Annotated in this window: 26 protein-coding genes; 18 read left to right on the forward strand and 8 right to left on the reverse strand. The window is 62.8% G+C overall.

Features of this window, described 5'->3' with window-relative positions:
• Positions 1-20 precede the first annotated feature (20 nt).
• Together INT29_RS07075 and INT29_RS07080 are read left to right on the forward strand one after the other, a co-directional pair.
• On the forward strand, positions 21-1,094 hold the full coding sequence (locus tag INT29_RS07075) for an LLM class flavin-dependent oxidoreductase (protein ID WP_101573933.1): 1,074 nt from the start codon (positions 21-23) through the stop codon (positions 1,092-1,094).
• A gap of 485 nt (positions 1,095-1,579) precedes the next feature.
• Positions 1,580-2,668 (forward strand): C40 family peptidase, encoded by a 1,089-nt coding sequence (locus INT29_RS07080; RefSeq protein ID WP_193071216.1) that lies wholly within the window; start codon positions 1,580-1,582, stop codon positions 2,666-2,668.
• 237 nt (positions 2,669-2,905) lie between these two features.
• Here INT29_RS07080 and pepN read toward each other — a convergent pair whose 3' ends face one another.
• Positions 2,906-5,728 carry an aminopeptidase N gene (gene pepN / locus INT29_RS07085; protein WP_101573936.1) on the reverse strand — a complete coding sequence of 941 codons (2,823 nt, stop codon included), beginning with the start codon at positions 5,726-5,728 and terminating at the stop codon, positions 2,906-2,908.
• Positions 5,729-5,812: 84 nt separating this feature from the next.
• Here pepN and INT29_RS07090 point away from each other — a divergent pair, with 84 nt between their 5' ends.
• The gene (locus INT29_RS07090) at positions 5,813-6,961 is read left to right on the forward strand and encodes an FUSC family protein (RefSeq protein ID WP_193071217.1); all 1,149 of its coding nucleotides are present in this window, start codon (positions 5,813-5,815) and stop codon (positions 6,959-6,961) included.
• Between the two features lie 12 nt (positions 6,962-6,973).
• Here INT29_RS07090 and INT29_RS07095 read toward each other — a convergent pair whose 3' ends face one another.
• On the reverse strand, positions 6,974-7,597 hold the full coding sequence (locus INT29_RS07095) for a helix-turn-helix domain-containing protein (RefSeq protein ID WP_226841706.1): 624 nt from the start codon (positions 7,595-7,597) through the stop codon (positions 6,974-6,976).
• Positions 7,598-7,662: 65 nt separating this feature from the next.
• On the opposite strand from INT29_RS07095, the gene INT29_RS07100 reads away from it, so the two are divergent.
• From INT29_RS07100 to INT29_RS07130, 7 genes are all read left to right on the forward strand, one after another.
• Positions 7,663-8,511: an AzlC family ABC transporter permease gene (locus tag INT29_RS07100; RefSeq protein ID WP_193071218.1), complete on the forward strand. Its 849-nt coding sequence runs from the start codon at positions 7,663-7,665 to the stop codon at positions 8,509-8,511.
• On the forward strand, positions 8,508-9,014 hold the full coding sequence (locus INT29_RS07105; RefSeq protein WP_193071219.1) for an AzlD domain-containing protein: 507 nt from the start codon (positions 8,508-8,510) through the stop codon (positions 9,012-9,014). Before INT29_RS07100 ends, INT29_RS07105 begins: the two co-directional genes overlap by 4 nt.
• Before the next feature lie 169 nt (positions 9,015-9,183).
• Positions 9,184-9,507, forward strand: a complete 324-nt coding sequence (locus INT29_RS07110) for a DUF2516 family protein (RefSeq protein WP_193071220.1) — start codon at positions 9,184-9,186, stop codon at positions 9,505-9,507.
• A 21-nt stretch (positions 9,508-9,528) separates the two neighbouring features.
• A complete protein-coding gene (locus INT29_RS07115) occupies positions 9,529-10,344 on the forward strand; it encodes an alpha/beta hydrolase (RefSeq protein WP_193071221.1) in 816 nt (271 codons plus the stop codon).
• A gap of 9 nt (positions 10,345-10,353) precedes the next feature.
• On the forward strand, positions 10,354-11,805 hold the full coding sequence (locus INT29_RS07120; RefSeq protein ID WP_193071222.1) for a glycosyltransferase: 1,452 nt from the start codon (positions 10,354-10,356) through the stop codon (positions 11,803-11,805).
• A gap of 31 nt (positions 11,806-11,836) precedes the next feature.
• Positions 11,837-12,364 (forward strand): YbjN domain-containing protein, encoded by a 528-nt coding sequence (locus INT29_RS07125; protein WP_226841708.1) that lies wholly within the window; start codon positions 11,837-11,839, stop codon positions 12,362-12,364.
• 10 nt (positions 12,365-12,374) lie between these two features.
• Entirely contained in the window at positions 12,375-12,761 is a 387-nt protein-coding gene (locus tag INT29_RS07130; protein WP_193071223.1) for an iron chaperone, read from the forward strand.
• A gap of 3 nt (positions 12,762-12,764) precedes the next feature.
• Here INT29_RS07130 and INT29_RS07135 read toward each other — a convergent pair whose 3' ends face one another.
• Positions 12,765-13,373: a GNAT family N-acetyltransferase gene (locus tag INT29_RS07135; protein WP_193071284.1), complete on the reverse strand. Its 609-nt coding sequence runs from the start codon at positions 13,371-13,373 to the stop codon at positions 12,765-12,767.
• 2 nt (positions 13,374-13,375) lie between these two features.
• A complete protein-coding gene (locus INT29_RS07140) occupies positions 13,376-14,455 on the reverse strand; it encodes a bile acid:sodium symporter family protein (protein ID WP_193071224.1) in 1,080 nt (359 codons plus the stop codon).
• 196 nt (positions 14,456-14,651) lie between these two features.
• Between INT29_RS07140 and INT29_RS07145 the strand changes: the two genes are divergently transcribed.
• The gene (locus INT29_RS07145) at positions 14,652-15,395 is read left to right on the forward strand and encodes a phosphoglyceromutase (RefSeq protein WP_009883646.1); all 744 of its coding nucleotides are present in this window, start codon (positions 14,652-14,654) and stop codon (positions 15,393-15,395) included.
• An 8-nt stretch (positions 15,396-15,403) separates the two neighbouring features.
• Here INT29_RS07145 and INT29_RS07150 read toward each other — a convergent pair whose 3' ends face one another.
• Positions 15,404-16,348 (reverse strand): LysR family transcriptional regulator, encoded by a 945-nt coding sequence (locus INT29_RS07150; protein WP_193071225.1) that lies wholly within the window; start codon positions 16,346-16,348, stop codon positions 15,404-15,406.
• 71 nt (positions 16,349-16,419) lie between these two features.
• Here INT29_RS07150 and INT29_RS07155 point away from each other — a divergent pair, with 71 nt between their 5' ends.
• Positions 16,420-17,370: an EamA family transporter gene (locus INT29_RS07155; protein WP_193071226.1), complete on the forward strand. Its 951-nt coding sequence runs from the start codon at positions 16,420-16,422 to the stop codon at positions 17,368-17,370.
• Positions 17,371-17,380: 10 nt separating this feature from the next.
• Here the strand turns inward: INT29_RS07155 and phoU are convergent, their stop codons facing one another.
• Positions 17,381-18,043 carry a phosphate signaling complex protein PhoU gene (phoU, locus tag INT29_RS07160; RefSeq protein WP_193071227.1) on the reverse strand — a complete coding sequence of 221 codons (663 nt, stop codon included), beginning with the start codon at positions 18,041-18,043 and terminating at the stop codon, positions 17,381-17,383.
• Positions 18,044-18,293: 250 nt separating this feature from the next.
• On the opposite strand from phoU, the gene INT29_RS07165 reads away from it, so the two are divergent.
• Both INT29_RS07165 and INT29_RS07170 read left to right on the forward strand, forming a co-directional pair.
• On the forward strand, positions 18,294-19,640 hold the full coding sequence (locus tag INT29_RS07165) for a sensor histidine kinase (RefSeq protein WP_319020857.1): 1,347 nt from the start codon (positions 18,294-18,296) through the stop codon (positions 19,638-19,640).
• Entirely contained in the window at positions 19,637-20,320 is a 684-nt protein-coding gene (locus INT29_RS07170; RefSeq protein ID WP_101573962.1) for a response regulator transcription factor, read from the forward strand. Before INT29_RS07165 ends, INT29_RS07170 begins: the two co-directional genes overlap by 4 nt.
• A 163-nt stretch (positions 20,321-20,483) precedes the next feature.
• Here INT29_RS07170 and INT29_RS07175 read toward each other — a convergent pair whose 3' ends face one another.
• Positions 20,484-21,065, reverse strand: a complete 582-nt coding sequence (locus tag INT29_RS07175) for a hypothetical protein (protein WP_193071228.1) — start codon at positions 21,063-21,065, stop codon at positions 20,484-20,486.
• Between the two features lie 350 nt (positions 21,066-21,415).
• On the opposite strand from INT29_RS07175, the gene INT29_RS07180 reads away from it, so the two are divergent.
• From INT29_RS07180 to INT29_RS07195, 4 genes are all read left to right on the forward strand, one after another.
• Entirely contained in the window at positions 21,416-21,898 is a 483-nt protein-coding gene (locus INT29_RS07180; protein ID WP_009883639.1) for a CarD family transcriptional regulator, read from the forward strand.
• Between the two features lie 11 nt (positions 21,899-21,909).
• Entirely contained in the window at positions 21,910-22,767 is an 858-nt protein-coding gene (locus INT29_RS07185) for an IspD/TarI family cytidylyltransferase (protein ID WP_101574389.1), read from the forward strand.
• Complete coding sequence (ispF, locus tag INT29_RS07190; protein ID WP_101574382.1) at positions 22,764-23,288, forward strand: 2-C-methyl-D-erythritol 2,4-cyclodiphosphate synthase; 525 nt, start codon at positions 22,764-22,766, stop codon at positions 23,286-23,288. The genes INT29_RS07185 and ispF overlap by 4 nt, the downstream gene beginning before the upstream one ends.
• Positions 23,289-23,496: 208 nt before the next feature.
• Complete coding sequence (locus INT29_RS07195; protein WP_193071229.1) at positions 23,497-24,297, forward strand: hypothetical protein; 801 nt, start codon at positions 23,497-23,499, stop codon at positions 24,295-24,297.
• Here the strand turns inward: INT29_RS07195 and INT29_RS07200 are convergent.
• Positions 24,267-25,577 (reverse strand): amino acid permease, encoded by a 1,311-nt coding sequence (locus tag INT29_RS07200; RefSeq protein ID WP_193071286.1) that lies wholly within the window; start codon positions 25,575-25,577, stop codon positions 24,267-24,269. The two genes, INT29_RS07195 and INT29_RS07200, sit on opposite strands and share 31 nt — an antisense overlap.
• Positions 25,578-25,755: the final 178 nt, after the last annotated feature.

Raw genomic sequence — 25,755 nt, forward strand, 5'->3', positions numbered from 1 at the left:
GGGAGGCTGTTGCCTTGAGCATGGAACTTTCTATTCTTGACCTTGTGCCGGTCCGTATCGGACAGAGCACCTCAGATTCATTCGCTGCTTCCCACGAGCTGATTCAGTCCGCAGACAAGCTGGGCTACACCCGCTATTGGGTTGCAGAACATCACAACATGCCATCGATCGCCTCAACGATGCCCGGCGCAGAACTCATGTACCTCGGTCAGGGCACCGAACGCATCCGCCTCGGATCCGGCGGTGTCATGCTGCCCAATCACGCTCCTTTGGCAGTAGCGGAACTCTTCTCCCTCCTCTCAGCGGTCTACGGTGACCGCATCGATTTGGGGATCGGGCGGGCGCCCGGCACGGACCCGATCACCTCGGCGGCAATGAGGGGTCACCTCGGCGAAGGACGAATGGTTGATCGTGAAGGCCACACCGTCGACCCCGTCGAACAATTCCCGCAGCACGTCATCGACACATTGAGCTTGATGAGACCCGAAGGGCTGCGTATTCCGCTCCATGGCGGGCGTGAACACGTCCTGCACGCGACGCCTGCAGCTGTGCCCGGGACACAGCCCCTACCCTGGCTGCTGGGCTCATCGGGCTACTCCGCCCGACTGGCTGCCCAGCTCGGCATGCCCTACGTCTTCGCCAACCACTTCGCTGCAGGTGCCACAACCGGAATGAAGATCTATCGCGACAACTTCACCCCGGGCGCCTACGGTGACAAGCCGCAGACCTTCGTCACAGTCAATGCAGTGGTGTCGCCGACCGAAGAAGAAGCACAACTGCGCTCGGAGCCGTTCCTGTTGCAGATGTCTCGCCTGCGAACCGGTGGACGGATGGAGCCCCTGCACTTGGCCGGCGATGACGTGCGCTCAGTCAGGACGGATCAGGAGCGCATGGTCGGTGAAGAGATGTCCGAGAACTGGATCATCGGCGACGCCAAATCTGCCAGGGCTCAGCTCGAAGAGCTCGCCAGCCGGTTTGAGGTTGATGAGATCATGATTCAGCCCGTCGCCGGAGCGATGGAGGGGGAGGATCTCCGACAGGATGCTGCCCGGATCCAGTCTCTTGAACTGTTGGCAGCCGAGTTCCTCGACTGACAGGAACGACTCACCTCAACTGACAGGCACGGGCTGGCCACAGCTGATTGCAATGCCCCGGTCCAGCCGACTGCAACGACCTACCTCGACAGATAGCAACGACCTGCCGTGAACACGCCAAGCTGATCTGGAGGCGGTGTCTTTGGCGGAAGGAATAGTCCCTAGTTGAAGGCGGCGTCCCGAATCGAGGACGCCGCCTTCAACAGAATTCAGGGTCTGAAGTCTCATCTCTATATCGATTCGGACAAGGGCACTTCTTTTCAACGTGGCATCGCGATATCCTGCCACAGTGTCGACGTTGTCGCCCGCTTTCGGGCGAGCGGTAATATTGGCACTGTGCGGCGCTTCGATGCGCATGGGTTCGATCGATGTAGACCACAGATTTCGATACCGGTCGATGCCATGAGTGGCGGAGCACGCATACCGAATGACCTTCGGAGACTTCCCCCACGCGGGCGTGACACCCGCAGACCGAAAGAGAAATAATGCGTACCAAAATTGCTGTTTCGGCGGCACTTGGGCTCGGACTTGTATTCGGCGCAGGCGCTCCTGCGCTGTCGAGCAATCTGACGTCGACCGATGAAGAATCTGCAACCGATTTGGAAGCTGCAGTCGTCCCAGGCCAGGAGCTTGAGCGGATCACTGACGGCAAGATTGAAAAGGGCGAAACGGCCTACGTCGATGTCACTGTTGCCACTCTGTGGACCGATTCGAAAGCGCCCCGGAAGGTCGACAAGCCAGCCCTCGGCCATCCTGTCGACCTCGACAAATGGAACAAGAACCTCAAGAAGACCGAAGTGCGGCGCGATCTCACCGGCAAGGTCGAAACCCAAGCCGCATACGGTTCCGAAGTCACTGTCCTCAAAACCAAGGGTGCTTGGGCCCAGGTCGCAATCAAAGACCAGACGACCTCCAAGAACAAGAAGGGCTACCCCGGCTGGGTGCCGAAGAAGCAACTAGTCGAAAACGACCGGTTCGGGCAGCTCAAGGATGACCAGCCCCGCGCGGTCGTCACGAAGAAGAAGAGTGAACTCGAAGGCATCGAATTCACCAAGGACACCGGCGCTGATGTCAGCTTCAACGTCGATCTTCCACTCATCGCCCAAGACGTCGACGATGTGCGCGTAGCACTCCCCGGCGGCGGAGCCGCCTGGATCGACGTCGATGACGTTGCCGTCTACGACACCGATGGCAAGCCGGACAAGCCCAGCGGCTCTGACCTCGTCAAGACCGCGAAGCAGTTCGACGGTCTGCGTTACCTGTGGGCCGGTGTCTCGCCCTACGGGTTCGACTGCTCGGGCTTCACCTACAGCATCTTCCGCGCACATGGCATCGACATCCCTCGCGACTCGGGAGAGCAGGCCACAACCGGCAAGAAGGTCTCCGAAAGCAACCTCAAAGCCGGCGACCTGCTGTTCTTCTCGACCAGCTCGGGAACCGTCCATCACGTCGGAATGTACATCGGCGACGGCAAGATGATCCATTCGCCTAATGCGTCCAAAACCGTCTACGTCACCGACTGGAAGTCGTGGGACACCGGCAATGAGTTCTCAGGGGCCCGCCGAGTGATCTGAGCGAGCAGAGACGAGGCGATCGGCTGGTCCCCGACCGGCATCGACGTCGCACAGACGAGCGAAGGCCGATTCCCCGCATGAAACGGGGATCGGCCTTCGCCTTTGTGGTCATTCTCCTGGCCAACAGACGCCCGACGGGCGACTGATCGGGATACCTGAGCAAATCGGACTAACCGCGCCGAATAAGCTGCCCGAGCCGATCAATCCAGCCGAAGAGCAAGCCAGCCGAGGAGCCAGTCAGTGTCGTGAGCTCTGGGTCGACTTGAGATAGATGGCCCGAGCGAGATCGTCGCGTCGCTCGATGAGCAGGCGGCGCAGCGCAGCTGGGGCGTCAGTGTGCGCGTCCAACCAGGCATCGGTCTTCTCAACCGTGGCCTCTTCGTCCACCGACCAGCGAGGATAGAGTCCGAGCACCAGACGCCGAGCGATCTCGATCGAATTGTCGCTCCAGAAGCCGGCAAGCCGCGAGAAGTACTCATCGACATAGTTCTCGATCAGCGGTATCGACGTGGGTGCCACGAAACCGGAGATAATGGCTGAGAGCACATCGTTGCTCAGCGCGGCCGCTTCGTTGATGACTTCCCATGCGCGGATCTTCACGATCGGCAGCGGCATGGCCGCACTCGCCGTCTCTGCATGGAGGCGACCCGATGAACTGGGATCGGACTGGTTCTCTCGAGCGATATCGGTCTGGTCTGCCCAGCCGAGGCACACGAGCGCGGTCAGTGCATTCCATCGCAGCGCATGATCATTGAGCAGGCCCTTGAACGGCAGTGCCGCCGCAGCATGGTCCGGAGACTCAGCTCGAGCAGAACCGGCCCCGCTGTTGTTCCCACCAGTTGGAGTGGTTCTCTGTTCGGCCATTGCGCCCGGGGACAGGCGATCGATCTCCTCGCCGACGGGAACAGCGAGAATCTGCGAAGCGAAGCTGCGGCCCATCGCGATCGCAGCACTGGACTCAAAGCAGCGTGCTGTACGCGAGGTGAGGGCAAGAACCAGATTCGCCAGATGCAGCTGAGCATCCGAACCGGACCGGGCCGTCGCTAATGCGTCGAGAGCAGCACCCAGCAGACCGGAGATCGCGGTCTCGAAGTTCCGCTCCGAAACCCACTGATCCAGGCAGGTCAGCGCCGTCTGGCTCAGCCCGGCCATAATTCCCGCATGGCTTTCCTTGCCCAGGCTGCGGGCATAGGCCTTGAGGTAACTCTGCACGGGTAGGAGACCATCGCGAACAGCATTGTCCAATGCCGACCAGACCAATGCCCGGGACAGTGGATCGGCGATTCGGGACACCGAATTGATCGCAGCCTGCGTCGACGCCGGATCCAACCGCACACGTGCATAGTCGAGGTCTGCGTAGTTCACCAGCGTGATATCGCCGAGGGTGCGCCCGGCAAGCTGCTCAACCTCGGCGGACTCAGTCGAGAAGTCGAAGGAGAAAGTGTCGATGGGGACCAGCTTGCGTCCCGATCGTCCAAGCGTGGCGATCTCGAGCGTGTGCGGGCGCAGCAGCTGGGCACCGCGAGCTGAATCTGCCTGAGTGATCCGCGCGTTGGTGATGGTCTCTCGTCCGGAGCGTCGTGACGACGATGCGGCACTGCTGGCAGCAGATTCACTGCCGGTGCCTGATCCACTGCTCGTCGTCAGCTCCAACGACAGCTCGGAGACTCCGGAGGTGCCCAACCATGCACCGGCCCAGCTGGCGAGGTCCCGGTCAGGAGCCGCCTCGGCGAGGCATTCGAGGAAATCGGCGAGCTCGGTATTGCGGTATTCGAAGCGTTTGAAGTACAGACGTGAGCCCGCGAAGAACGCCTCACGACCGACGAACGCGACGAGCTGCTTGAGCACGGACGCACCCTTGGCATAGGTGATGCCGTCGAAGTTGAGCTTCGCTGCCTCGACGTCGGGGATGTCGGCGACGATCGGGTGCGTGGTCGGGTACAGGTCCTGCGTGTACGCCCACGCCTTGCGGCGCAGTGCGAAGGTCACCCAGCCGTCGGTGAAGCGGGTCGCCTCGGCCAGCGCCAGCCCGCCCATATAGTCGGCGAAGGATTCCTTGAGCCACAGATCGTCCCACCATTTCATGGTCACGAGATCGCCGAACCACATGTGGGCCATCTCGTGCAGGATCACGTTCGCCCGCGACTCATACATCGCGTCGGTGACCTTGTCCCGGAAGATCAGGCTGTCGGTGAACGTCACCAGTCCAGGATTCTCCATGGCGCCGAGGTTGTACTCCGGAACGAAGATCTGATCGTATTTGCCCCACGGGTAGGGGTAGTCGAACTCGGAACTGAAGAAATCCAGCCCGGCCTTCGTGATCGAGAAGATGTCCGAGGCGTCGAGGTGGTCGACGAGGCTGGCGCGGGTCCATGCGCCCAGTGCGACGACTTCTCCCGTCGCGGGATCCGTCCAGTGATCGGTCGCGCCCTCGTATGGGCCGGCGGTGATGCAGGTGATGTAGCTCGACTGCCGCAGCGTCGGAGCGAAATGGTGGGTGATCGCGGGGGAATCCGCGTCGACCGTCTCGGGGTACGTCTCCTGGCTCGGTCCCTGACTCGTCTCGGCTCGGTTCGACAGAACCTGGAAGTGCTCGGGAGCCGTCACGTTGAAGATGAACTCCGCTTTGAGGTCCGGCTGGTCGAAGTTCGCGAACACGCGGCGGGCATCGGTCGGTTCGTACTGAGTGTAGAGATAGACATTGCCGTCGGCAGGGTCGCTGAAGCGGTGCAGTCCCTCTCCCGAGGTGGAGTAGTAGGCCTGCGCCTCGATCAGCAGGGAATTCTTTCCCCTGCGGACGGGGAAACCGACGCGTGCGCCGTCGAACACCTCGGCGGGGTCGAGGATCTTGCCATTGATTTCAGCGTATGTGACGGAATCCGCGATCAGGTCGATGAATGTGGAGCAGTCGGCGCGAGAGTTGAACTCCACGACGGTACGCGACAGATATGTCGGAGCTCCGGTTTCCGCGTTGCTGACGTCGATATCGACGGTGTAGGTCGAGACATCGAGCACTTGGGTGCGGCTCTGCGCTTCACCTCGGGTCAGGTTGGTTGTCATTCATAGCCTCCTCGGCGCACAGACTTTAGCATGTCACAATTCCGGTACGCTGGGTACAGCGAAAGCGAGCACGAAGGGGGACTGATGGCGAAGTCCGAGGTCAGGGAGTTGCCCGAGCGCGCCTTCAACACTGTGCTGCACCGATCTCGGATGGGTCTCAGACGGGTGCAGGCCAACGCGGGGCAACTGATCCAGATCCCGATCGCCGCCACCGCAGCCTATGCCTTCTGCGTCTATGTCCTCGGCCATCCTTATCCGTTTCTCGCAGCGGTCGCCTCTGCCGTCGGCATCGGCCCCGTCGCAGATCGTCGTCTGCGTCGAGCCATGGAGATCGGCTTCGGCGCGACCTTCGGCGTGCTCGTGGGCGAGGTCCTCGTCAACGTCTACGGCACCGGGATCTGGCAGCTCACCGTCACTCTTGCCATCGGCCTCTTCATCGGCACGATGCTCAATTCCGGTGGCATCTTCATCACTCAGATCGCCGTCCAGTCCGTCTACGTCGTCGTGGTCCCTGCCACTGCCACCAGCATGCCGTTTCCCCGCACGCTCGACGCCCTCACCGGGTCCATCTGTGCGATCCTGCTCGCACTCATCCTCCCGCGCGACGCTCGCAAGGTCCCACGCGGACTGGCTGCCAGCATGCTCGACGAGATCAGCGCCGTTCTGCAGATGATGTCTCGAGCGCTCAAGGACTCCGATGTCGCACTCGCCAAACGGGCGCTGACTCGGGCCCGTGAAACTCAGGACATCATCGACTCGTGGGGCTCTTCGCTCAAGATCTCGAGGGAAGCGGCGATGATCAATGCCAGAGGCAGGCGTCATTCCGCCGAGGTGACCAGACTGTCCCGTGCTCACACCCATTCCGATCGTGCCATGAGGACCATTCGAGTCATTGCTCGCAGAGTCGTGGGAATCACCGAATTCGGTGTGGAGAAACCGATCATCGCCGGCTATGTGGGGTCACTGTCCGAAGGGTCGAAGAAGCTCGAAGTTGCACTGCGCCGAGGAACCGATCGTGCCCTGGCCGAAGCGGCGCTGACCGAAGCCGCCTCCAGCCTCGATCCTCGCGCGGAGAAGAGCTGGGACATCCATGATGAGTCTCTTGTCCTGCTGCTGCGCCCCGTCGCCGTGGACCTGCTCGAAGCCTGCGGGCTGACCAACGAGGCCGCCCAGAACCGACTTCCCTCCCTCAGTGAAGACACCCGAGACTCGGGCGGGCCCCCTGCGGAGTGACCCTCGAACGGTTCAACGGCTTTCGACGATGAAGACGACAGTCGTCTCGGGTTTGAGTGCGGTGAACTTGTGCGGCTGATCGCCCGGGTAGGTGAGGTAGTCGCCGACGTGGAGTTCGTATGCCTGCCCGAGCACCTCGATGCGTGCCGCCCCTTGCCCTAAGATCACGTGCTCGATGGTGCCGACAGGATGCGGCTGTGAGTCTCGCGGTTGCCCCGGTTCGGCCTGGATGAAGTAGACATCACGCCGGGCATTCGATGGGGACGCCGAGAGCAGAGTCGCCGCATAGTTCGCGGTGTTCGACGGCAGGCTGGGCAGATCCTTGGCATGCAGGAGCGCGACCTCGTGCTGTGGGGGATCGAGCAGTCTGGCCAGGGGGATGTCGAGCGCGGCCGCCAGGGCCCACATCGTTTCGACGCTGGGGTTGCCGGCTCCAGCTTCCAGCCCGGACATGGTCGACTTTCCGATTCCAGCCCGACGAGCAACCTCGGAGAGGGAGAGGTTCGCGCGCATCCGCTCTCGTTTGATGGCGACGGCGATCTGCTCGCGCGGAGTTGGGGCAGACGAGGGGTCCCCTGGTTCGGAGTTGTCGGCTGTGGCGTTCGCGGTGGTCTCATCGCGTGGTTGAGAACTCATGGGTTCACTATAGCGACAAATCGTTCTAGTTGACGAACGAGTGGAGAGTGTGCAGTATATAGAACATGAGTTCTGTGTTTCGCACGATCAATCGGGTGCTTCCGGGCTCGACCTATCGTGACGTCGCTATAGTCACGATCACGATCATCGCGGTCGCTCTGTCCTACGGGGCCATCTCGGCGGTGTCCGGATTCCCGTGGTGGCAGACGCTGCTGCTGGCGATGTTCGCCCTCGGCGGTGCCGCCGAATTCACCTTCGTCGGCGTGATCGCCGCAGGTGGCGCACCGGTCCTAGCGGTGCTGGCCGGGCTGCTGGTCAATTCGCGGAATTTCGCTTTCGGTGTGTCCGTCGGACGGTTCTTCCCGCAGGACTGGCGCGCACTCATCGCCGCACATTGGGTCAACGACGAATCGATCGCAGTCTCGCGGACGGTCACCACCGACCGTGCCCAGTGGCACGCGTTCCTCCTCATGGGTGCGGCCATCGCGCTGATGTGGCCCAGCGGCGCCATGGTCGGGCAGTGGCTCGGCAATGTCATCGACGCCGATATGCTCGGGCTCGACGCGGCCTTCCCGATCATCCTCTTCTGCCTCATCCGAGGAGATCTGAAGAGCAAAGCCACGCTGTCTCTCACGGTTGCGGGCATGGTCATTGCGGTCCTCTTGACCCCGATCCTGCCGCTCGGCCTCGGGGCGGTGACCTCCCTGTCGGTGTTCGTGTTTGTGGCAGCCGGCTGGTCGATCCGGGCAGCCATCAGGAAGCGCCGAGGTGGCACCGCCCAGAAGACCACAGGTGACGGGCCAGCCCAGACCGATGCCAGCGGAGGGCCAGCCCAGGTCGATGGCAGCGGAGGGCCAGCCCAGGTCGATGGCAGTGACGTGGACGATTTCGATCGACAGGAGGGGAGCCGATGAGCCCGGTCAGCTTCCTCATCGCGCTCGCCGCGCTGAGCATCGGAACCTACGCCATGCGCTTCGCCGGTGTGAAGCTCGGTGCGGCGATCGCCACGAAGGGCAAACGCCGACAGCTCGCGACCACCTCGGCGGGGGCAAGCAGCCCAGAGGCGGGAAGCAGTCCAGAGGTGGGGGCAATCAGCCCAGAGGCGGGAAGCAGCCCAGCGTCAGCCGGCGGCTCAGCGTCAGCAGGCAGTCCAGCAGAGTCCTCTGAGAAGCCGGCGGAGTCGGAAGTCGACTCGACGGCGACGGTGACGAAGTGGATGGATCGCGCGACGGTCGTTCTCATCGGAGCGGTCTTCGCGACGACGGCGGTCTTCGACGGCCAGGACATTGCAGACCCGGCACGGCTCATCGGCGTCGGCGTGGGAGTCCTTGCCTCGATACTGCGAGCCCCGATGCTCATCTGCGTAGTTGTGGGCATGGGCGTATGCGCTGGCATTCGCATGACCGGGATCCTGTGAACGACTGAAACTCCGGCCGCCTGCGGTCTGTGCGCTCCGACCACCGGTGATCTGTGCGCTCCCACCGTCGAGGCGATTCATGTGTGGAGAGTGAACCGAGCGTGGGGATTCGCCCAAGATCCGAGCCAGCTCCATGTCCGGAAGAGCTGCGATTGCTAGGCTGGATGGTATGGAAATCATTGCTGGCTTTCAGCGCATCGTCTTTCTCGCCTTGTCGGTCGCTGCCTTCGGCCTTCAGCTGTGGGCGTTCATCGACTGCCTCCGCTACAAGGACGAAAACTACCGCGCCGTTGACAAGCAGAGCAAGAAATTCTGGGTCATCCTGCTGGGTATCGGCCTTGCCCTCGCAGTCATCGCGCTTCCGCCGATGGGCATGCGCATCATCTTCCTCAACCTGATCGCGCTCGTGGCCGGAATCGTCTACCTCACCGACGTCCGTCCGAAGATCAAAGCCATCGACCCGCGCAATCGCAATCGGAACTACCGGCGCTGAGCTGGCGACGAACACGCATTGATGACGAAAGACCTCAATCTTCCGGGCCCCGACACCGACTACATCGCCACCTTCGGCAGCGGTGAGCCTCACACGCTCTTCGGCCACGGATTCGCCGGCGCGATCCGTGATACTCGCCCTTTCGGCACCGGTGTCACCGGCACCAAACACTTCCTCCACCTCCCCGGCCACGGTGGCCGACCTTCACCGGGCCCGGGGTGGAACTACGGCCAGATCGCCGAGGCGCTGGCACAGGCCCTGACATCCACCTCGGCGACACAGGCCCTCGGTGTCTCGATGTCCGCCGGCGGACTTCTGCGACTGCTGAGCACCACTGATCCGAGAACGCAGAACCTGAAGAAGGTTGCGCTCGTGCTCCCGGCATCCTTCACCGGATTCTCCGCCGAGGTGGCCGAAGCCAACCGTGCATACCTGGAGAAACTGCGCGGCCCGGTCGCTTCCGGCGACGTCGAATCCATCACGGATCTCATGCTCTCGCGCGAACCGGCAGGGGTGGCCGAGCTCCTGCCAGTCAGAGCCTGGACGAAGACCAAGGCTGAGAATCTCGTCGACACGGACATGTCGGACGGACTCGGCTTGGCTCTCGAGATCGCCGTCGACGAGAGCACAGGAAACGACCCCTTGAGTGCTCTGGCTCGATTCCCCGGAGAGGTCCTCGTGCTCACCCATGCAGATGATCCGGCACATCCGGTCGAGGTCGCCGAGGCGATTGCAGCCGCGATTCCCGCGGCCCGCTTGGAGGTTCTGCCTGCAGGTTCGATCCTGTGGCGCGGTCGTCACGAAGTGCGCCGGATCCTCGGCGAGTTCTTTGGCTAAACTGGCACAGTGCGCATATCCGTTCTCTCCCTCCACACTTCGCCTGCGGCTCAGCCGGGTCAGGGTGATGCCGGAGGTATGAATGTCTACGTCGATCAGTCGGTGCGTGCCTTAGCAGCCGCCGGTCACATGGTCGACGTCTTCACCGCCGATCCGAGCGGCATCGACGGGTTGGGACACCGTGACGGGCTGGGTATCGACACCCTCCAGATTGCTGAGAACGTCAGGCTCCGCCAGTTGCCGATCGAGGCGGCCAGCAAGGACGAACTTGCCGACGCCATCGACGAACTCGCACTGCTCCTCCTGACCCAGCCGAGCTTCACTTCGGCCGACCTGATCTGGGCCCACTATTGGATCTCCGCCGAGGCGGCACTGCGCGCCCAGGAACTTCGTGCCCAGGAGCTTCGCCCGCCTGAACTTCGCTTGCAGGAAGCAGACGTCACAGGTGACGCGACCAGGCCCGCTCAGCGCCCCCGGATCGTCGTGAGCATGCACACGATCGGCGCGGTCAAAAACCGCGACTCTGAAACCAGCCACGAGCGTCCTCAGCGTCTGGAAGCTGAGGACAGGATCGCCTCGGCGGTGGACCTGATCGTCGCCAACACTCCGGCAGAACGTCGCGATCTCATCCACGAACTCGGCGCCGATGCTGACACCGTCGTGGTGGCCAGGCCCGGCGTCGACCACGAACTCTTCTCCCCGGGGGATCGAGCTCAGGCCAGAGCCGAGCTGGGGCTCGACCCGGACGAATTCATCGCCCTCTACGTGGGGCGCATGCAGTTCATCAAGGGCACCGACGTCGTCGTCGATGCGATATCGGGCCTGCGGGAGAACAACCCGCACCTGGCGTCGCGGACGCGGGGAATCCTCCTCGGTGCAGTCTCCGGCCAGGAAGCGTCGACATCAGCCACCCCGTACCTGCACGAACTGAACTCGGCGATCGCCGCCGAACCCAGCGTCGAGGTGCGACCCCCGGTCCCCGCGCACGAACTCGTCACCTACTATCGTGCGGCGGACATTCTGCTTGTCCCCTCACGCAGCGAATCCTTCGGACTGGTCGCGGCCGAGGCATCGGCATCGGGGCTGCCCGCCATCGCCTCGGCGGTGGGCGGCCTGCCCGATATCGTCGAGCACGCGTATTCGGGCGTGCTCATCGCCGACCACAACCCCCGGCATTGGGCTATGGCACTCGAGCGCATACTCCTCGATGATGAACTGCGGCACGAACTCGCAGGTCATGCGGCAGATCGCTCCGCCCGATTCGACTGGTCGGCCACTGCAGCGACGGTGCTCGGCGCCCTCGAGGTGCCGGACTCGACACTGACCACGACGTTGACGACCCGGGCAGACGCGACGGGGACGACCACGGCAGACGCGCCGCTGAGGACTACCGCAGACACGACGCTGGCGGGCACGGAAGAATCGAATCCGACGACGAGCCTCGTTGGGCGCACCTGCTGAACATGTCAACGAATCGCTGACGGAAGGACACATGATGACGACCGACACCGAGACGATCCTGGCTGGAATCAGGCAGTGGGCGCACGATAACGAGGTCGAGGTCGACGCCGTTGAGGACTCGCAGATCGCTGTGGTCCTGCCCGGCGAAAAGAAACTGAAGACGACCGTGTCGATCACCATCTCTGCGCGAACGGTGCAGCTGCAGGCGTTCGTCATTCGCCATCCAGATGAGAATGCCGCGGAGTTCAACCGTTGGCTGCTCATCAAGAACATGAAGCCGGGGCCGGTGTCGTTCGGAATCGACACCCTCGGCGATGTGTATCTGGGAGCCAGCGTTCCCCGGGACCGACTGCTCGACGAACTCGACTCACTGCTCGGGGCGATTCTGGCGACCGCCGACTCCTCGTTCAATGAACTCCTGCTCATCGGCTTCCTCACCGGAATGAAGAAGGAGTGGGCCTGGAGGATCAGTCGTGGGGAATCGACCCGGAACCTCGCGGCCTTCGAAGACATCCTCAGCGGGTCGGACAACGAATTCCTGGAGAAGCCTGAGGCGTGAGGATCGGATCATGACCAAACGAGTGGACACGAGCAGGCCCGCCGATCTCGACGAATACATCGCCGGCTTCGAGGACGAGCGCAAGCAAGATTTTCTGCGTCGCCTCCGTGCCCTCAGCCACACCGCTGCACCCAATGCAGAGGAGGGCCTCAAGTGGGGGAACCCAGCATATTCGCTGGACACGATTCTCTTCGCATTCGATGGCTGCTCCAAGCACGCGAACTTCGTGTTCACCCCCAGCACCAGAGAAGCCTTCGCCGATCGACTCAGCGAATTCGACACTGGAAAAGGCTCGATCAAGCTCTACTGCGATCGCGAGATCCCCACCGACCTGCTTGCGCAGATGATCGCTCACCGCATCCGCGAGTTCGAAGTCGACGGCGTGAAGTGGATGTGAGGCTCAGCTCAGATCGCGCTTGAGGCCCTCGTGGCTGGCCTCGTATCCGAGACGGGCATAGAACCGCTGCGCATCCGCGCGTGATTTATCGGTCGTCAGCTGAGCCAGCGACGCCCCGAACCGGTGCCCGCAGTCATGAGCCCAGTCGAAGACAGCCGTGCCCAGACCAAGCCCCTGAGCATTCGGCCCGACCCTCACCGCTTCGATCTGCAGCCGCGTCGAACCTCGCCGCGACAGGCTCGGGATCAACGTCAGCTGCAGGGTTCCGACAAGGGCAGCCGGGCGGGTTTCAGGCGACTGCTGTGGTGCATCTGCACCATGTGACTCGGCACCGTGTGACTCGGCACCATGTGACTCGGCATCATTTGTGACCTCGTCAACCGCGACGAGGAGCTGATTGGGATCGGAGTCGATGAGGCTGAACGCATGTTGGTAGCCGGCCATCTCCTCGGCGCCGGAACCCTCGCGACTGGCACCGAGAGCGTCATCGCGAAGCAGGGCCGCCAAGCCTGGCACGTCGGACTCGGTGGCACGCCGAATCAGAAATCTCCTGTCGGCCAGCGTGATCGTCTCGGCCTCGAAGACGGAGAATCCAGATGGAGTCGGTTGCATGGTCACCGCACCGACTCCTGTGCACGAGCATTCGCGGCGACCTGCTCACGGGGTGGCTTACCGTAGGGGCGACGTGCGAACAGTGAAGCCAGAAGTGCGCCGGAGACGTTGTGCCAGACGCTGAACACGGCGCCGGGAAGAGCCGCCAAGGGGGAGAAATACGTCGTCGCCAAGGTGGAGGCGAGGCCGGAGTTCTGCAGACCGACCTCGAATGAGAGCGCGCGCCGGGTCGGGGTGTCCAACCGGCAGGCGGTCGCGACACCGTAGCCGATGCCCAGTCCCAGGACGTTGTGGGTGATGACCGCCAGAAGGACAAGGAGTCCGGCCGAGGCGATGGAGTCGGCAGATCCGGCCACGACGATCGCGACGATGTAGGCGATGGCGACCGATGCCAACCAGGGCAGGACGGGTGAGATCACGTCGACGAGCTTCGAGGCCACAAGCCGCACCAGGACACCGACGATGACGGGCACGAGCACCGTTTGGCAGATCGAGACGAACATCGACCAGAACGGCACATCCATATAGGAGCCTGCCAGCCACAGGGTCAGCAGGGGAGTCAGCACCGGAGCGAGCAGGGTCGACAACGTCGTGATCGACACGGACAGCGCGGTATCGCCCTTGGCCAGATAGGTGACGACGTTCGATGCGGTGCCGCCGGGGGCACAGCCGACGAGGATGACACCGACGGCTATCTCGGCCGGCAGATTGAACAGCGTGACGACGAGGAGACCGAGCAGCGGCATCGCGATGAATTGCGTGACGACACCCAGCGCCGCGATCCACGGCTTCTTCGCGATCCTGGCGAAGTCGGGCAGGGTCAGCGTCAGCCCCATGAAGAACATGACGACGCCGAGGCTCCACGTGATTGTGGGTGCCAACGGCGTGAACGTGTCGGGGGAGAAGAACCCGAACACTCCCGCGAGGACGACGAGAACCGGCAGTGCGGTGACAGCGATGATCGAACTGCGGTCGGAGCTCGGCTGTTGAGCTGGCGACGGAGTCTGCCTCGAGTGCGAGTGCGAGTGCGGGCTCGGAGTATGCTGTGGGCCGGATGGTGGTGGCGTCGGTGATTCGGGCATGAGTTCAGGTTAGCCGTGCATTTCGGATGCCAAGACGATATGTCGAATAGTGAGAAACGTCTCGATGCTATTCGCTGCCGGTGAGGTGGCCTGCCGTTTGCCGAGCAGCTGGCTCGTCCTCTGCCGGTCAGCCGCCGAGACGGTCGGTCCGTGGGCGAGTCTGTGCTCGCGTGTGCGGTCGTGCAAAAATGGTGCCATGACGCATAACCTCATCCTGCTGCGCCACGGCGAGAGCGAATGGAACCAGAAGAATCTGTTCACCGGTTGGGTCGATGTGACCCTGACCGACAAGGGCCGCGCAGAGGGCCAGCGCGCCGGAGAGCTCCTGCGCGGGGCCGAGCTCATTCCTGACGTCGTGTACACCTCCCGTCTCAAGCGGGCCATCCTCACCTCGAACCTGGCGCTCGAGGCCGCCGACCTGTCCTGGCTCGACGTCCATCGCAGCTGGCGGCTGAACGAACGCCACTATGGTGCGCTGCAGGGCAAGAACAAGAAGGAGATTCGCGAGGAGTTCGGCGAGGAGCAGTTCATGACCTGGCGCCGCTCCTTCGACACTCCGCCGCCGGCACTCGGCGATGCCTCCGAATTCTCACAGGCCGGAGATCCTCGCTACGCCAACCTCGGCGATTCTCTGCCTCGTACGGAATGTCTGGCCGATGTCATCGATCGTCTCCTGCCGTACTGGTACGACCGGCTCGTCCCCGAACTCACCGTCGGACGCACCGTGCTCGTCGTCGCTCACGGCAATTCGCTGCGGGCACTCGTCAAGCACCTCGACGGGATCTCCGATGCCGATATCACCGGCCTCAACATTCCCACCGGTATCCCGTTGCACTATGAGCTGACCGAGGACTTCACTCCGGTCAAGCCCGGTGGCACATACCTTGATCCTGCTGCCGCCGAGGCCGCGATCGGTCAGGTCGCCAACCAGGGCCGCTGAGGCTGACCTCAACGAGAACCTGCACCACCGGGTGCCGAGCCAGCGCTATCGGGTGCCTCCTCGACGACCGACCTCATCTCCTTCAGGAGGAGTGCGATCGCCGGGGAGGCGCTTATCGATGATCGCCATACGAGATAGATCCAGCGGGCGATGCTGGGATCGTCGAGCTCGACGACAGCGACGTCTTCTGGCAGGTGCGGTCGGCCCAGCCTGGGTACGAGGGCCAAGGCTCCGACCGCCCGTGCGAACTCGATCTGAGTGTCATACTCCATGGCCCAATATTCGATCCGCGGTTCGGCGTTGAGCGGGTCGAAGAGTGCGGTGAGCCAGCGGTGACATACGCCGTTGCGTGGTGCCGAGACGAAGACCTCGTCGAGGAGGTCTCGGCGGGTCACCTTCGACCGTGAGGCCAGATGGTGGTCCCGGTGCATGACGATATCGGCACGATCTACGGCGATGAGTTCGGAGTTCAATGTCGACGGCACGAGGGGCAAGGATTCCCGCCAGTCGAAGATCAGAGAGGCGTCGATCCGGCCGGCCGTGACCATGTCGATGAGTTCGTCGGGTTCCTCTTCGATGTTGGTGATCGACAGTTCAGGTGCTGTGGTCTTCAGCCGCGGCAGCGACGGCACCAATACTCCGCGGATGCCGGTCGAGAACCCGCCTACGGTGATCCGTCCACGCGGTTCTCCCGATCTTGCCCGAGCATCGGTCTCGAGGCTCTCGAGCTCCTGCAGCAGCTGGGTGCCGCGACGGCTGAGCTCACGCCCCATGGGGGTCAGTGCGATTCCACGTCCGGTGCGCTCGGTCACGGGCGCCCCGATATACCGGGAGAGCTTCTGCAGCTGGTGGCTGATGGCCGCCGAGGTGTAGCCCAGGGCCTCCGCTGTCGCCGTGACTGAGCCGACTGAGTCCAAGACGACGAGGGTACGCAGGGCGAGAACATCGATCATCAAAATATTTTAACGAAACCAGGGACTTATGTTCAATAGAATTTTGATGTCTGAGCTGAGATCCTGGAAGCATGCGTCCCGTCCATTACATCCTCGCCCTGCTCGTCGTCGTCCTCTGGGGTGTCAACTTCATCTTCATCGACTTCGGCCTGCGTGACTGGCCGCCGCTGCTCCTCGTCGCAGCCCGCTTCACCTTCGTCGTCATCCCCGCGATCTTCTTCGTGAAGTTCCCGCGTGGGGACTTCCGTCGCGTTCTGCTCATCGGCGTCTTCATGTCCGCGGGGCAGTTCGGTCTGCTCTACACATCGATGTCCCTCGGTCTTCCGGCGGGGCTGACTTCGATCGTCATTCAGATCCAGGCGGCATTCACCGTCCTCGTCGCCGCGCTCGCGCTGCGTGAGATCCCGAACCGGCGACAGATCGTCGGCATCATCATCGGGCTCTCCGGGCTGGGTGTCATCGGCCTCAGCCTGCAGGCCTCCGTCCCGATCGCGGCCTTCCTCGTCGCCCTCGGCGCCTCTATGTCGTGGGCGGTCGGCAACGTCATCGCCCGCGGGGTGAAGGAGGGGACCAATGGTGTGCAGATGACCGTGTGGTCGGCACTCGTCGTCCCGGTTCCGATGTTCGTGCTCTCGGTGTTCCTCGATGGCCCCGCCGAGGTGGCCCATGCACTGACGCACCCCACCTGGGGTGTTGTGGCCTCGGTCGTCTACACCGCCGGCTGCGCCTCACTCATCGGCTATGTCATCTGGAACTCGCTGCTCGCGCGGTTCCCGACCTCCCAGGTGGCGCCGTTCTCGCTGCTCGTCCCGCTGGTCGGTGTGCTCTCTGCGTGGCTCGTCCTCGGTGACCGTCCCACAGTGCCCGAGCTCATCGGCGGCGCTCTCCTGCTCCTGGGCGTCGCGGTCACGACAGGAGTGCTGAAGACCATCGCGCGCAGCCTCACCGGCAGGATTCGGCGCTCACGGAAGGTGATCGTCAGCGAAGAGCCCGAGGTCGAACTTTCCTCGGCCTCGGGCTGATGCGGCTATGTCACTTCTTCGACAGGTAGGGTTCCCAGTTGCCGGTGAGCAGGTATTCGACCTTCTGGGACACGGACACAGCATGGTCGCCGAAACGCTCGTAATAGCGTGAGAGCAGGGTGACATCGGCGATGTGGCGAGGTGCCAGCGAACCGGCGGGAGCCTCGGCCAGCTTGGCGAAGATGCTCAGATGCAGTTCGTCGAGCTCTTCATCGATTGCGTTGATCGTGGGCACGGCCTGCAGTCCCGGGTTCGACAGCAGGTTCTCCGTCGCCTCGGCGATCTTCTCTCCCGATTCGCCCATCCGGGTGAAGGTGTCGGCGAAGTGCTCGGGGATCGCTGACTCCGGGTAGCGGATGCGCACCTGCTGAGCGATGTGGCGAGCCAGGTCGCCCATGCGCTCGAGGGAAGCGGACATGCGCAGGGAGCCGATGACCGCGCGCAGATCTGCGGCGACGGGTGCCTGCAGAGCCAGTATCTCGGCGGCCTGCTGGTCGAGAGCGAACTGCATATGGTCGATCACGGCGTCGGCTTCGATCACCTTTTCGGCCAGCTCAAGATCGTTGTTGCGCTGGGACTGGTTCGCCAGGCGCATCGCCTCGTGTACCTTGACGGACATGTCGACCAGCTGTGTGGCCAGGTCGTCCAGCTCATTTCTGAAGACTTCGCGCATTGACAACGGTTCCTTAATCTCATGGATCACTTGCAAGACTGACGTGCCTCGTATCGCCCCGGGGCGGACAGTCGTCCGATCGGGGCGCTTGCCCCATCAGGACGCCTGCCCCATCGGGGCAGGCACACTGACTCAGCCTGACACCAGTGGGTGAACGTTATCTGACGTGGAGGTGAATTCCTCGGCAAAACCGACGCTCTGGGCCCGAATCGGTGCACCTGCGAAGCGGACAGCGCATAAGCTTGATGCCGTGGACCTCTTGATCGTAGCGGTCCTGACCGGCATTGTCGGTCTGGGACTGGGCATAGCGGGAATTCTGGCGTTTCGTTTCAGCGAACGCTCCCGTGATGCTGCCGATCTGCATTCCGAAGACGACCTCCCGGAGGGCATCGCTGAGGTTCTGGCCGTGCTGCCCTCGGCCGCGATCGTTCTCGACGCCGGCGATGACGTGGTCAAAGCATCCCCTGCCGCCTACACGTTCGGCCTGGTCAGAGGGCATTCCCTCGCGTCTCCCGAAATGCTGCGCATGGTCGGTCGGGTCCGGTCCAGAGGTCTCATCGAAGAGATCGACCTCGAACAGAAGCGCGAACAGACCGATTCGATTCTTCGTTTCCTCCATGCGCGGGTCGCGCCCCTGGGCACCGCCTTCGTGCTCGTCCTCTGTGACGACCAGACAGAGTCCAAGCGCGTGGACTCCATCCGACGTGATTTCGTCGCCAACGTCTCCCATGAACTCAAAACTCCGATCGGTGCGATGTCTCTCCTCGCCGAGGCGGTCACCGACTTCTCCGATGATCCGGAGGCCGTCGAACGCTTCGGCGGACGCATGCAGCGGGAGTCGAAGCGGCTGACTCAGCTGGTGCAGGAGATCATCGACCTGTCCCGCGTCCAGGACCACACGGCCCCGTCTGCGACGGAGAAGATCTCCGCCGCCGAGGTGGTCGATGATGCCGCTGACCGTGCCCGCACCCGTGCCGAAGGCAAGAACATCCACATCGAGGTCTCGCCTCCGGGCAGGATGCTCATCGAGGGCAACTACGAACTTCTCGTCAATGCGGTGCGCAACCTCATCGACAATGCCATCAACTACTCACCCGACGGCACTCGCATCGGCGTCGGCGTCGAACTCGTCGACGAACGCGTCGAGATCTCCGTGGCCGATCAGGGAATCGGTCTCTCCACCCAGGACACGGAGAGGGTCTTCGAACGGTTCTACCGCGTGGATCCGGCACGCTCGCGTATCACGGGTGGAACTGGCCTGGGGCTGAGCATCGTCAAGCACATCGTCGCCACCCACGGCGGACAGGTGAAGGTCTGGAGCCGCCTCGGCAAGGGCTCGACCTTCACCATCGTGCTGCCGCTGGCAGGCACCGTCTCCGATGACGAAGCATCCTCCTCGGCGCCCGATGGGGTCCTGCTCGAGCACTCGGCGCGGGCGGATGCCGATGCCGTGGAGCGGGCCATACCCGAATCCGAGTCCGGTGCCGATGATGTCACCGAAGAAGACGCTGTCGACGACACGGGCGACCGCGCAGTGGAGAATGAGACACCCCAGGTTCTGAACACCGGAAGCGAACAAAGGAAGCTCACAACGTGACTCGAATTCTGCTTGTCGAGGACGAGGATTCGTTCTCGGATCCCCTGTCGTATCTGCTCGGTAAAGAAGGATATGAGGTGACAGTTGCCGATGACGGTTTGAAGGCTCTTGCAGAGTTCGACCGCAAGGGCGCCGACCTCGTTCTCCTCGACCTCATGCTGCCGGGAGTCTCCGGTACCGAGGTGTGCCGAGAGCTGCGCGCGAAGTCCAGTGTGCCGATCATCATGCTCACGGCAAAGGACTCGGAGATCGACAAGGTGGTGGGGCTCGAGCTCGGCGCAGACGACTATGTGACCAAGCCCTACTCCTCGCGTGAGCTGCTGGCCCGGGTACGAGCGGTGCTGCGACGCAATGTCGAATCCGAAGCCTTCGATGACGAGTCGGTGCTCGAAGCCGGGGGAGTGCGCATCGATGTCGAACGTCACGTCGTCAGCGTCCGCGGCGAAGAGCTGTCGATGCCGCTGAAGGAGTTCGAGCTGCTCGAGATCCTCATCCGAAACTCCGGTCGAGTCATGACACGCGGCCAACTCATCGATCGGATCTGGGGAGAGGACTACGTGGGCGATACGAAGACCCTCGACGTTCACGTCAAACGTCTGCGTGCCAAGGTCGAGCAGAACCCATCGGAGCCGCGTCTGCTCACAACCGTGCGAGGACTGGGCTACAAGTTTGAAGCCTGAGCATCCTCGGGAAGGCTGGGCGTCCTCAGGAAGGCTGAACTTCCCTGGATGCTTGATCCTCTCGGGAGATCAGGGCCAAGAGGCAACGATCAGGTGAGACAGAAGGAGCCGCCCACATCATGTGGGCGGCTCCTTGAAGTTCTCAGCTCTCGTGGGGCTGGGTTCAGCCGTTGGCGCTGGTGGCTGACTCGCTCTGCTCATCGGAAGCTGATGCGCCCTCGCTGGGCTGGCCGCTCTCGCTGGGCGAATCCGACTTCTTCTTGTCTGGTATGTACTCTTCGTAGTACGGCAGAGTATTGGACAGGACCTGAGTCTGGACGGTCTTCTCGTCACCGCCGACCTTGACGGTGATGTCGGCCAGGTCGCCGGGCTTCGCCTTGAGTCCGTCCACGATGATGGGCTTCTTCGACGACGTCGCTGAACTCTGCGGGTCCTGGACGAACGTTTCGCCGGCCTTGACCGACTCTGTGGTCTTCTGTCCGTCGACGTCCAGAGACACCGAAGCAGTGGAGTCGCCCTTGTTGATGAGCGTGAAGAACAGCTGGGCAGGGCCTTCGCCGGTCTCATCCATGATCAGCATCAGACCGCGAACCTCGACCTCTCCGACAGATGCCCATGCACCGTCGCCTGCGTTGTAGGTGTAGTCGGCGGTCTGGTGGGGCGACAGCAGGCTTGCACATCCGCTGACTGGGATGACGAGAGCGAGTGCGGCAACTGCGAGTGCCGCGCGGTTGTGCCGTTTCATTTTGCTCCTTGAAGTGGCAATACAAGATCAATCTGTATACTACCCGGTTTTTGACCGGCCGTAGAACCCGGAGTGAGACCGAGCAGATTCTTGGAGCGGGGCCGAGCAGGTTCTCAGAAAGGGGACTTCGATAGCGCCCGGTCCTGGTGATGCGGGTACGGACGTGGGCGGGTGCGGTTACGGATCCTGGTGCGACGGTTACGGACGCGGGAAACCCGGCATCGTCCGAGATGAGGTGCTGGACGCAAAACCGCGCAGCGGAGCCTAGCACGAGGAATCCGCAGCCTGAACGATTTCTGTGGCGCGCCTCATGGTAAACTGGAAGTCCGCGAAAGGGGTTTGAAGAGATTATGAGTTTCGAGGTCGGCGACACAGTTGTCTATCCACATCACGGTGCAGCGACAATCCAAGATATCAAAAAACGAACCATTAAAGGTGAGGAGAAACTGTACCTCAAGCTCCAGGTCGCCCATGGCGATCTAGTGATCGAGGTTCCTGCGGAGAACTGCGACCTCGTCGGTGTGCGAGATGTCGTCGGTGAAGAAGGTGTCGAGAAGGTCTTCAACGTCCTCCGCGCCGAATTCGTCGAGGAACCCACGAACTGGTCTCGCCGCTACAAGGCGAATCTTGAGAAGCTGCAGTCCGGTGACGTGATCAAGGTCGCCGAAGTCGTTCGTGACCTGTGGCGTCGCGAGCAGGACCGCGGCCTGTCGACTGGCGAGAAGCGCATGTTGTCCAAGGCTCGACAGATCCTCGTTTCCGAACTCGCATTGGCCGAGAAGAAAGAGGAATCCGAAGCCGAGGCCATCCTCGACGAAGTGCTCGCGTCCTGAGTACCTGCGTCATCGTTCCGGCCGCAGGGTCGGGATCACGCTTGGGCAGTGCAGAACCGAAGGCCCTCGTTCGGCTGAACGGGAAGAGCCTTCTGGCTCGCAGTCTTGAGACGATCATCTCCTCGGGAGTTGCTTCCACAATTGTGGTTGCCGCTCCCGAGGAGTTTTTAATGAGTGCCCGCAGAGAAATCGATTCCATTTCAGAATCGCGGCCCAAAAATGCGAAAAGCAGTGTTTCGGATATTCGAATCACGGCTGTAGCGGGTGGGAATGATCGAATAGAATCTGTGCAACTAGCCTTGAAATATTCAGGTGACGCAGACATTGTGCTGGTCCACGATGCCGCACGTGCTCTGACACCTCCCGATGTCTTCCGTCGTGTGGTCGCGGCTGTCCGTGCCGGTGCCGAGGCGGTCGTTCCCGTCCTGCCCATGGCCGACACCGTCCGTCGCGTGGAGACACGTCGGGCAGACGCAGACGGATGGCAAGTTCGGGTCGATTCCGGAGCCGAATTCGGCCAGAACCTGCCAACCGTTGAGGTTCTCCACGGTGATCTCGACCGCTCGATCCTGCGTCGAGTTCAAACCCCACAGGGTTTCGCCGCAGGCACCTTGCGTCGAGCACACGAGAAGTACGAAGACGATCGGGCTGCTGGAGGTCCTGGGTCGCCGGTGGCCACGGATGACGCGGGACTCGTCGAGCACCTCGGCGTCGATGTGGTCGCCGTTGATGGTGACGAGGAAGCACTGAAGATCACGTACCCGCTCGACCTCGTTCTCGGTGAGCACATTGCAAAGAAGCGCGACGAAGAGACCTGCGACGCTGCGAAGCGCGACGGGACAACGAGCGAAAGAGGGCAGCAACGATGACCATGGTGATTCCGCGCACCGGTATCGGAGTGGACGTACATGCGTACTCCGAGGACCCCACTCGCGAGCTCTGGGTTGCAGGACTGAAATGGCCTGGCGAACGCGGACTCGAGGGCCACTCCGATTCCGACGTAGCCGCCCATGCCTGCTGTGATGCGCTGTTCTCCGCCGCGGGCATCGGCGATCTGGGTCAGCATTTCGGCGTCGACCGGCCCGAGTTCGCCGGTGCCTCCGGGGCCGCTCTCCTCGCAGAGGCGGCACGTCAAGTCCGTGCCGCAGGTTTCGAGATCGGCAATATCTCCGTCCAAGTCCTCGGCAATCGTCCGAAGATCGGCACCAGGCGGAACGATGCCCAACGGGCGCTGTCGGAGGCAGCTGGCGCCGAGGTGTCTGTGTCCGGGACAACGACCGATGGTCTCGGTCTGACCGGACGCGGTGAGGGTGTCGCGGCCATCGCGAATGCTCTTGTCTATTCTGTCGCGCGCGCCGACGCGTCGACGGCAGCGCCGATGCACCGGTGACCTCAGAATGAAGGTCGTGTTCCAAGGCGCCGGAGCGATCGGCATCGCAGCCGCCGCACTGTTCGGCCACCGGCACGAAACGGTCGTTGTCTCACGGTCGGTGAGTTCGACCAGAGACACACTGCCGACTCGAGACACAGTGCCAACCAGAGACACACCGCCAACCCGAGACTCACTGCCAACCCGAGGCGCCGCATACCCTCGACGGGTGAGGTCCTTCGGGCGCGGGTCCGTGCGACGAGTCAGCGCCATTGACTGGGCCGTGGCGAGTTTGGAATCGTGGGACCTGATGGTGCTCACGACTCGGCCGGGTGACCTCGACGATTCGGTCGCCGCGTCGATCGTCGCTCTCAGCCCGCCTATCATCGCGCTCACCAGCCAGGTCGACGGTGACCGGGACATTGCCGCATCGATGTTCCCCGAGTCTGAGATTCTGATCTTCTCCCCAGCACTCCTGTCAGAACGGACCACGGGCCGAAACGTCCGTTACTGGCATCCGCCCGGAACACCGGTGTTCATGGCCAGCGGCCGACGGGAAACCGTGGCAGCACTGCGCCGCGAGCTCGGTGGCCTCATCGTCGGTGTTCCGGGCGTTATGATCTCGGCTTCGCCGGCAGTGTTCATTCCCTATGTCGCCGAACTGAGTGTTCGTGAGGGAAACTGGGCTGAGCTGGAATCGCACCTGCGTCGACCTACGCAGGCAGCCTCGGAAGCGGTGAATGCCGCCATCGGTATCCGGCTGCCGATGTCGGCACGAGCCGCCCGCCTCGTCCTCGACACTTTGGAACGATGTGTACCCATCGACGTCAGCCAGTACGCGGGCCGACACTTCGGACGCCACGAGGGCCAGACACTGGACATGCTCGAGGGGTGGATCAGACGAGCAGCGAGACGGGCTCCAACCTCGGCGAGGTCAGAGCACCCGGCCCTGCGTGAACCGGGGGCCGTGCGCGATATGGCGGCCCTGCGTGAACTGGCTCAGTCCTTGCGCTTGCGCGTGACCAAGTAGCCGATCCCGTAGAGCGCTGCCGTGAAGATCAGTGTGCCGAGTATCTGGATGCGCACGGATTCCACGGTCAGACCGAGGATGATGATCATGGCGATGCCCGCGAGCGTCACATATGACAGCCAGGGGAAGAGCCACATCTTCAAGGGCAGTTCCTCGCCGGCGGCTTCGGCACGGCGCCGGATGATGATCTGGGACACCAGCGTCACGACCCAGGTGACGATGAGCGTTGAACCGACGACGTTGAGGAGAACTCTGAGCACCTCGGCGGCCCAGAAGTAGTTCAGTCCCACTGCCACGAATCCGAACGCCGAGGTGGCCAGCACCGCTGCCATCGGAACGCCGCGTTTGGTCGCGCGCCCCAGTCCCGCCGGCAGCATCTTCCGATCGGACATGGAGAACGCCATTCTGGAAGCCCCGTAGATGTTGGCGTTCATCGAAGACAGCAGGGCGATGACGATGACTGCAGCCAGCAGCGAGGCGACGACGGGAAGACCGGCGGTGTCGAGGACCGCGACGAAGGGTGACTCGCTCAGTCGTTCGTCCTTCCAATTGAGGACGAGGACGATGATCGCCACAGAACCGATGTAGAGGAACAGGATGCGCCACACGATGGTTTTGATCGCCTGTGTCACGCTTCGGCTCGGGTTGGCGGTCTCGGCCGCAGCAACCGCTACGATTTCGATGCCGCCGAAGGCGAACGCCACGACGAGAAGTCCGGCTGCGACACCGGGCAGGCCGGTGGGCATGAATCCGTCGGTGAAGACCGCCGCCGGTGGGTCTGCAGGAGTCCAACCGAACAGGTACGCGGCGCCGAGGACGAGGAACAGAGTCACGAAGGCGACCTTGATGAGGGAGAACCAGAACTCGAACTCTCCGAAGCTGCCCGAAGTGGTGAGGTTGACAGCGGTGAAGACGACCATAATGGCCAAGGCGATCACCCACTGTGGGATCGATGGCACGTAGCTGGCCGCGATCTGTGCTGCGGCCGTGGCCTCTGCGGCAACGACGAGGCAGAGTTGGACCCACCACAGGGCGCCGACGGCGAAGGCTGCCGCTGGGCCCATGGCTCGGCCGGCATAGTGGGAGAATGCGCCCGGATTCGGATCGGCGGCCACGAGCTCTCCGAGGGCGCGCATGACGAAGATGACGATGAGCCCGGCCACCACATAGGAGATGAGGACGGCGGGTCCGGCCGCCTGGACACCGGCTCCCGAGCCCACGAACAGGCCGGCTCCGATTGCCGACCCGAGGCTCATCATGACCAGGTGGCGGGGCTTCATTCCGACCTTGAGGCCAGAACCGCCCCGGGACGCTTCAGGTGTCAGCGCACCCGATGATGAGTCTGCGGGTACAGGGGACTGTGGTGATTGAGATTCAGGCACCAGACGAGTCTAGCGCCCGTGCTCGATCTCTCGACATTGCGGTGCGTTCTGAGTCCACAGCGGTGGAGACGAAGAG

Origin of the sequence: Brevibacterium sp. FME37, assembly GCF_014897485.1 — a bacterium.
Lineage (GTDB): Bacteria > Actinomycetota > Actinomycetes > Actinomycetales > Brevibacteriaceae > Brevibacterium.